At 68.9% G+C, this 7,311-nt stretch carries 5 protein-coding genes; 1 reads left to right on the forward strand and 4 read right to left on the reverse strand.

The annotated features are described in order from the left end of the window. Nucleotides 1–1,075: hypothetical protein (locus tag PSV23_RS00360; RefSeq protein ID WP_300465472.1), on the forward strand; the 1,075-nt coding region annotated here is incomplete at its 5' end. A gap of 101 nt (nucleotides 1,076–1,176) precedes the next feature. On the opposite strand, the gene PSV23_RS00365 is transcribed toward PSV23_RS00360, so the two are convergent. The 4 genes from PSV23_RS00365 to PSV23_RS00380 all read right to left on the reverse strand — a co-directional run. Continuing rightward, nucleotides 1,177–1,635, reverse strand: a complete 459-nt coding sequence (locus tag PSV23_RS00365) for a DUF305 domain-containing protein (protein WP_300465474.1) — start codon at nucleotides 1,633–1,635, stop codon at nucleotides 1,177–1,179. Between the two features lie 356 nt (nucleotides 1,636–1,991). Further along, nucleotides 1,992–5,141, reverse strand: coding sequence for an efflux RND transporter permease subunit (locus PSV23_RS00370; RefSeq protein WP_300465475.1), 3,150 nt, complete (start codon nucleotides 5,139–5,141; stop codon nucleotides 1,992–1,994). Continuing rightward, nucleotides 5,138–6,508, reverse strand: coding sequence for an efflux RND transporter periplasmic adaptor subunit (locus PSV23_RS00375; RefSeq protein ID WP_300465477.1), 1,371 nt, complete (start codon nucleotides 6,506–6,508; stop codon nucleotides 5,138–5,140). The genes PSV23_RS00370 and PSV23_RS00375 overlap by 4 nt, the downstream gene beginning before the upstream one ends. Then, the coding region (locus tag PSV23_RS00380) for a TolC family protein (protein WP_300465479.1) at nucleotides 6,505–7,311 on the reverse strand (807 nt) is incomplete at its 5' end. The genes PSV23_RS00380 and PSV23_RS00375, both read right to left, overlap by 4 nt.

Here is a 7,311-nt window from a genome sequence, read left to right on the forward strand (position 1 = left end):
GGCCATGATGACCGTCGTGGGCGCCATCGAGGCCGCCGCCAGGAATCCGGCCTATCAGGAAGCGGCCCTGGCCTGGGCGCCGGCGATCGCCCGCCGGGACTTCGGCCCGCACGGGGTTTTCATGGGCTATGATTTCCATCTGGGCGACGGTGGTCCGAAACTCATCGAGGTGAACACCAACGCCGGAGGGGCATTCCTGAATGCGTTTCTCGCGCGCGCCCAGGGCACCTGTTGTCGTGAGGCCAGCGACGCCATGCGCGCAGAGGCGCTCGGCGACTTCGACGCCCTCGTCTGGCGAATGTTCCTGGACGAATGGGCGTCGCAGGGTCGTTCGGGTCAACCGCGGACGATCGCCATCGTCGATGACAGCCCGAAGGATCAGTATCTGTTCCCCGAGTTCCTGTTGGCGCAGCGGTTCTTCGAACAGCACGGCGTCACGGCGTGGGTCGCCGACCCCTCCGACCTCCATTTTTCCCAAGGGCGACTGGAGCACGAAGGAAAGACCGTCGATCTCGTCTACAATCGCCTCGTCGACTTCTCCCTCGGTGCTGACGGGCACGAGGCCCTGCGTGACGCCTATCAGGCCGGAGCCGTCGTCCTGACGCCCGGTCCGCGCAACCACGCCCTGTTCGCCGACAAGCGGAATCTGATCCTGTTGTCAGACCCGGTTATGGTCGCCGGTCTGGGACTGGCCCCGGACCACCAACGAAGTCTTTCGGCGATCCCGCAAACCACGCTGGTGACAGCCGAGAACGCAGAGAGGCTGTGGACGGCCCGTAACCGGTATTTTTTCAAGCCCGCCGGCGGACATGGTGGAAAGGCCGTCTATCGCGGCGACAAGATCACCCGGCGGGTTTGGGCGGAAATCCAGCTCGGCGGATATATCGCCCAGGAATTCGTCAAGCCCAGCGAACGTCGGATCCGGGTGGACGGAGAGATCCGATCGCTCAAGCTCGATGTCCGCCTCTATGTCTACGACGGCGCCCCGCTATTGACGGCCGCACGGGTCTATCAGGGCCAGACGACAAACTTTCGAACCCCGGGCGGGGGCTTTGCGCCGGTATTCGTCGTGTAGGCCGACGGACCCCGGTCTTCATGCTTCCAAGCGGCCCCAGACAGTGCGGGCGCCATAAGCGAGGGCAAGGTGAAGCCGTCCGCTCCGCGGCCCTCGCAAGATCAGCCGGGATGGCGCTCAAGCCAGGACTCCAGCTCCCCGATTTCTCTTGTCTGCGCGTCGATAACCGCCTGCGCCATGCGACGGATTTCAGCGTCCGTCGCATCACTTCCCAGCAAAGCCTGCGACATTGCGATGGCCCCGCGATGGTGAGCGATCATCTTCCGGGCCCAGGTTCGCTGAGTGTTCACATCGGTCGCCATCATCATGCTGCGGTGCATGCCCATCTCGGCTTCGGAAAAGGCTGTCCGAGGCATGTTCATTCCCGGCGGCATCGCGTGATCCTGCCCCATCATGCTGTGATCCCGGGCTCCGTGCGCCATGGGCATGCCGGCCATCGGGTGATGCTGCGTCGTCCCGACGTCCGACGCGGTCGCGGCGCACCCTGCGGCGCCGAGAAGGGAAAGGATTGACAGGGCGATGGCCGTCCGCCTGACGGGCCGTTGGGTAAGGTTGAACATGGACGTGGATCCTCTGGATCACGCCGCCTGCCAACCGAACGTGGCGTCCGGGACGCGGCGGCTACGGCCGGGCTTGGCCGTGGTGTGAACGAACGCCGGTCAAGTTGGTTCAGTTGGCCGGGCGGAGTGCGCCCGCAGGGGAGTGAACGCACGGGGGCCGCGGAGCGACGTCCTCCAACAGGCCCACCGTCGCTGATCTCATGCGGCCAGCCTCACGCTGCTCCGCGGCTCCAGGCGTGACCGAAGCCGACGCCGGGCCCGGCCGCCGCCCTGGTCGGTCGGCGTCACCTCGTCTGCCCCGCCCTGCACAGTAAGGTCCAACGAGATGCGATCAGCGAGACCGACGAGCGTGCGGGTCATGGGGTCGGGGCTGGGGCGGGGGGTGTCGAACGTGATTTCCGGCGTCTCAGCAGCAGGTACCCCGCAGGGATAACGAGCATCGACAGCAAAGGCGCCGTGATCATGCCGCCGATAACGGGCGCGGCGATCCGGCTCATGATCTCCGAGCCGGCGCCGTGGCCGATCAGGATCGGGAACAGGCCCGCAAGGATCACGGCTACGGTCATCGCCTTGGGCCGAACCCGCAGCAGAGCGCCCTCCCGGACCGCTTCCTCGACCTGCAGGGCGTCCGGGTCGGGTCCCCGATCCCTGAGCGCGTGCTTGAGGTAGATCAGCATCACCACCCCAAACTCGGCCGACAGGCCGGCCAGGGCGATGAACCCCACCCCGGTCGCGACGGACTGGTTGAAGCCGAGCATATAGAGCATCCATACGCCCCCGGTCAGGGCGAAGGGCAGCGTGGCCATGATCAGGGCGGCCTCGTCGAGACGACCGAAGGTCAGGTAGAGCAACAGGAAGATGATCGCGAGCGTCGCCGGTACGACAATCTTCAGGCGGTTGGCGGCGCGCTCGAGATACTCGAACTGCCCGGAGTAGGCGATGCTCACCCCTGGACCGAGATCGACATCCCTGGCGACCGCCCGCCGCAGGTCCCCCACCACGGACGCCAGATCCCGACCCCGGACGTCGATATAGACCCAGGTCGAAGGCCGCCCGTTCTCGGACTTGAGCATCGGCGGCCCGTCGGCGATGCGGATGTCGGCCACCGCGCCCAGGGTGATCTGCTGGCCCGCCGGGGTCAGGATCGGAAGATTCCGCAGCTGTTCGGGATTGTCGCGCAGTTCGCGGGGGTAACGGACGCTGATCGGATAGCGCGCCACGCCCTCGACCGTCTGCCCGATGGTCTCGCCGCCGATAGCGCCGGCGACGATCGACTGGACATCGGCGATGGTGAGCCCGTAGCGGCCGGCGGCGGCGCGATCGATATCGACATCCACATACCGGCCGCCGGTCAGGCGCTCCGCGATCGCCGAGCTCACGCCGGGCACGTCTCCTGCGACCTCGGCGACGCGGCCGGCGATACGGTCGATCACGGCCAGATCGGTCCCCGAGACCTTGACGCCGATGGGGCTCTTGATGCCGGTCGCCAGCATGTCGATGCGATTGCGGATCGGCGGCACCCAGACGTTGGCCAGGCCGGGCACCTGGACGGCGCGGTCGAGCTCCTCGACCAGCTTTTCCGGCGTCATGCCGGCCCGCCACTGGTCCCGCGGCTTGAACTGGATCGTGGTTTCGAACATCTCCAGCGGCGCTGGATCGGTGGCGGATTCCGCCCTCCCCGCCTTGCCGAACACGGTGGCGACCTCGGGAATGGTGCGGATCATCCGGTCTGTCCTCTGCAGCAGCGCTGACGCCGCCGCCGCCGACAGACCCGGCTGGGCGGACGGCATATAGAGCAGATCGCCCTCGTCCATGGCCGGCATGAATTCGCCGCCGATCTGGCTGAGCGGCCAGGCCGTGGTGGCGAACGCGATGACAGCGATCGCCAGGGTCGTCCGCGGTCGCCGGAGCACCCAGTCGAGCGGGGCGCGATAGACGTGCGTCAGCCATCGGTTGACGGGATTGGACTGCTCCGCGGGGATGCGCCCCCGGATGAGATAGCCCATCAGGACCGGCACCAGGGTGACCGAAAGAATGGCCGCCGCCGCCATGGCGTAGCTCTTGGTGAAGGCCAGCGGCGCGAACAACCGGCCCTCCTGGGCTTGCAGGCTGAACACCGGAATAAACGACAGGGTGATGATCACCAGGCTCAGGAACAGGGCCGGACCGACTTCCGCCGCTGCGTCCGTGATCACCTTCCACCGGGTCTCTCCCGCGAGTGTTTCGTCGGGGTGCTCATGCTCCCACCGCTCGATGTGTTTGTGGGCGTTCTCGATCATGACCACCGCCGCGTCGACCATGGCCCCGATGGCGATGGCGATCCCGCCGAGCGACATGATGTTGGCGTTCACCCCTTGCAGGTTCATGACCAGAAAGGCGGCAAGGACGCCGAGCGGCAAGGTCAGGATGGCCACCAGGGCGGACCGGGCGTGCCATAGGAACAGGCCGCAAACGAGGGCGACGACGATGAACTCCTCGATCAGCTTGGTGCTGAGGTTGGCGATGGCGCGGTCGATGAGCTGCGAGCGATCATAGGTCGTCACCACCTCGACCCCTGGAGGCAAACCGGCCTTCAGGGTCTCAAGCCGGTCGGCGACGGCGGCGATGGTGGCCCGGGCGTCGGCCCCCGAGCGCAGAATCACCACGCCCCCCGCGACCTCGCCCTCGCCGTTCAGCTCGGCGATGCCGCGCCGCATCTCAGGACCGACCTGAACGGTGGCGACGTCGCCGAGGGTGACGGGCACGCCTCCAGCCGCCGTGCGGACGGGGACGGCCCGGAAATCGTCGAGACTGGTCAGATAGCCGTTGGCCCTCACCATGTATTCGGCTTCGGCCAGCTCGAGCACCGAACCGCCGGTTTCCGAATTGGCGCGTCTGATCGCCTCGACCACGGCCTGGTGGGTGACGCCGTAGGCGGCCAGTCGGACCGGGTCGAGCACCACCTGGTACTGCCGGACCATGCCGCCGATGCTGGCCACCTCGGCCACGCCTGGAACGGTTTTCAGCTCATATCGGAGGAACCAGTCCTGCAGGCTTCTCAGCTGCGCCAGGTCGTGGCGGCCGGAGCGGTCGACCAAGGCGTATTCATAGACCCAGCCGACGCCGGTGGCGTCCGGACCCAGGGCGGGACGAGCGCTCTCAGGGAGGCGAGCCTGCACCTGATTCAGATATTCGAGAACGCGCGACCGCGCCCAGTAGAGGTCGGTCCCTTCGTCGAACAGGACGTAGACGAAGCTGTCGCCGAAGAAGGAATAGCCCCGCACGGTGCGCGCGCCGGGCACCGACAGCATGGTGGTGGCCAGCGGATAGGTGACCTGGTTTTCGACGATCTGCGGCGCCTGCCCGGGATAGCTGGTGCGAATGATGACCTGGACGTCGGACAGATCCGGCAGGGCGTCGACCGGGGTCGTCCGCACCGCCCAGAGGCCCGCCGCCGCCAGGGCGACAGCGGCCATCAGGACCAGGAAGCGGGCCCGGACCGAGGCGCGAATGAGGGCGGCGATCATTGCGCGGCTCCTCCATGGTCGGCGTGTTCATCCGCCACGGCGGGCGGAGCAGCCGGAGTGGGCGCAGCGGGCGCGGCCGGCGCAGGGTGCGTTGAATGCGCCGCGGGCTCAGAGGACGCAGCCGGCGCGACAGGCGCCCGCCCGCCCGAAATCGGCCGGGCCGCCACACCGGAGAGGCTGGCCTCGGAGTCGAGCAGAAACTGACCCGAGGCCACGACGCGTTCGCCCTCCGCCAGCCCGCCCAGGATCTCGGTCAACCCGCCGGATTCCCGACCGGTCCGGACCTCGGCCGGCTGGTAGCGACCCTCGGGCAGGGACAGCATGACGAGGGTTCTTTCGCCCGTTCGGATCACGGCCTCGGACGGAACCACCAGCACCGCTCCACCGCCGCCGCCGAAGGTGATCTGCCCGTACATGCCGGGCCGCAGGCGTCCGGCGCGATTGGCCATCTCGATGCGCGCCGTCAGCGTGCGGCTGTCCCCGGAGACCTCGGGCAGCAGCGCCGTCAGACGTCCGCTGAACCGTTCGCCGGGGAAGGCCGAAAGCGCCACCTCCACGGACTGGCCCAGGCGCAGACGGCCCGCCTGGAGCTCGGGTATGGCGGCATTCAGCCAGACCGTCGACAGTCCGCTGATCTCGGCCAGGGTCATGCCCGGGGTGACGCTCATCCCGGCCCGAACGCCCAGGGTGCGGATGGCGCCGGCGGACGGGCTGGCGATGGTCACCGTGGTCCTCGGCCGTCCGGTCCGTTCGACCTGGGCGATCAACGCCTCCGACATCCCGAGCAACAGGAGCCTACGCCTTGCCGCCTCGATCAGGGCCGCGTCACCCGTCCGGCGGACGGCCAGATACTCGCCCTGGGCCCCGGCCCACTCCGGGATGAGCAGATCGACCAGGGGCGCGCCGGCGGCGATCACGTCCCCGGGCGCACGGCTGTAGACCCGCTGGACGAAGCCCCCGGCGCGGGCCTGGACGATGGCCACGTCGCGCTGATTGTAATCGATGACAGCAGAGGCGTTGAGATCGCCCTCCAGCGACGCCCGGCGCACCGTCGCCAGACGCATGCCGAGATTCTGGGCCAGGGAGGGATCGATGCGCACGCCGGGCGCGCCGCTCCCCTCGTCGGCGTATTTCGGGATCAGCTCCATGTTCATCGAGGAGCGGCCCGGACCCGGGTAGCGCTCGCCGGGCAGCATCGGATCGTACCAGTAGAGAATTTCGCGCTCCCCGGAGCGGCCTGTATCGGCCGCGGCGTTGGCGGGGCGCTCCAGCATAGGGCGACCGATCAGTCCCGCCGCGACGCCCACGCCGAGAACAAGGGCGGCGCCCGCTGCAAGCGCGACGCGATTGTTGGGCGAACCGGTCATCGGTCGTCGCTCCTGTAGGTGAGGGTGATGCGAACGGTGTCGCGGGCCAGGGCGGCTTCGCGATCGAGGGCGTCGAGGCGCGCGTCGGCCATCGCCGTGAAGACCTCGAGGACCTCCGCCAGGCCCGCGCGTCCCGCGGCGTAGCTCGCGGTTTCCAGATCTGCTCGCCGGCGGGCGGCCGGAAGGATGACGTCGCGCGACCGGACCAACTGGTCCCGGCGCGCGGCGAGGTCGGCGAGCGCGGCGTCGAGGGCGGCGCGTATTTCGCGCGCCGCGGCCTCGCGCTCCAGCCGCACGCCCAGGGCGTCGGCGGAGCGGGCGGCGATCAGCGGCTCCTGGCGTTGATTGGCGAAGAGCGGCAAGCTGACGCTGGCCCCCACCGACAGCATGTCCCCGAACATGGGATCCCGACGACCATAGCTGACCTCGAAGGACCAGTCGGGCCATCGCCCCGACCGGGCGAGGTCGACCTCGGCGTCGGCGCGGCTTCCGGCCGCCCGCCAAGCCTCCAGGGTCGGGAGGCGCTCAAGGCCGATTCTGAGGACGGCGGGCTCGACCTCGAGGTCGGGGGCCGGCCCGCTCGCCGCTGGATCCGGGTCGCCAGTCCAGCGCGTCAGCTCGCCGCGCGCCCTCGTCTCGTCGGCGATGAGCATGCTGCGCCGGTCCTCGAGGGCGGCGCGCAACAGGACCGGCGTCAAGGCGCCGGCCGGCCGATCCGCTCCGGACGCCACGCCCGCAGGCGCGGCCTCCCAGAGCGGCTCCAGCGTCGAGAGCACCTCCTCGATCGCCGCGAGCCGGCGCCC

The organism is Brevundimonas sp. (assembly GCF_029946145.1).
Classification (GTDB): Bacteria; Pseudomonadota; Alphaproteobacteria; order Caulobacterales; family Caulobacteraceae; genus Brevundimonas.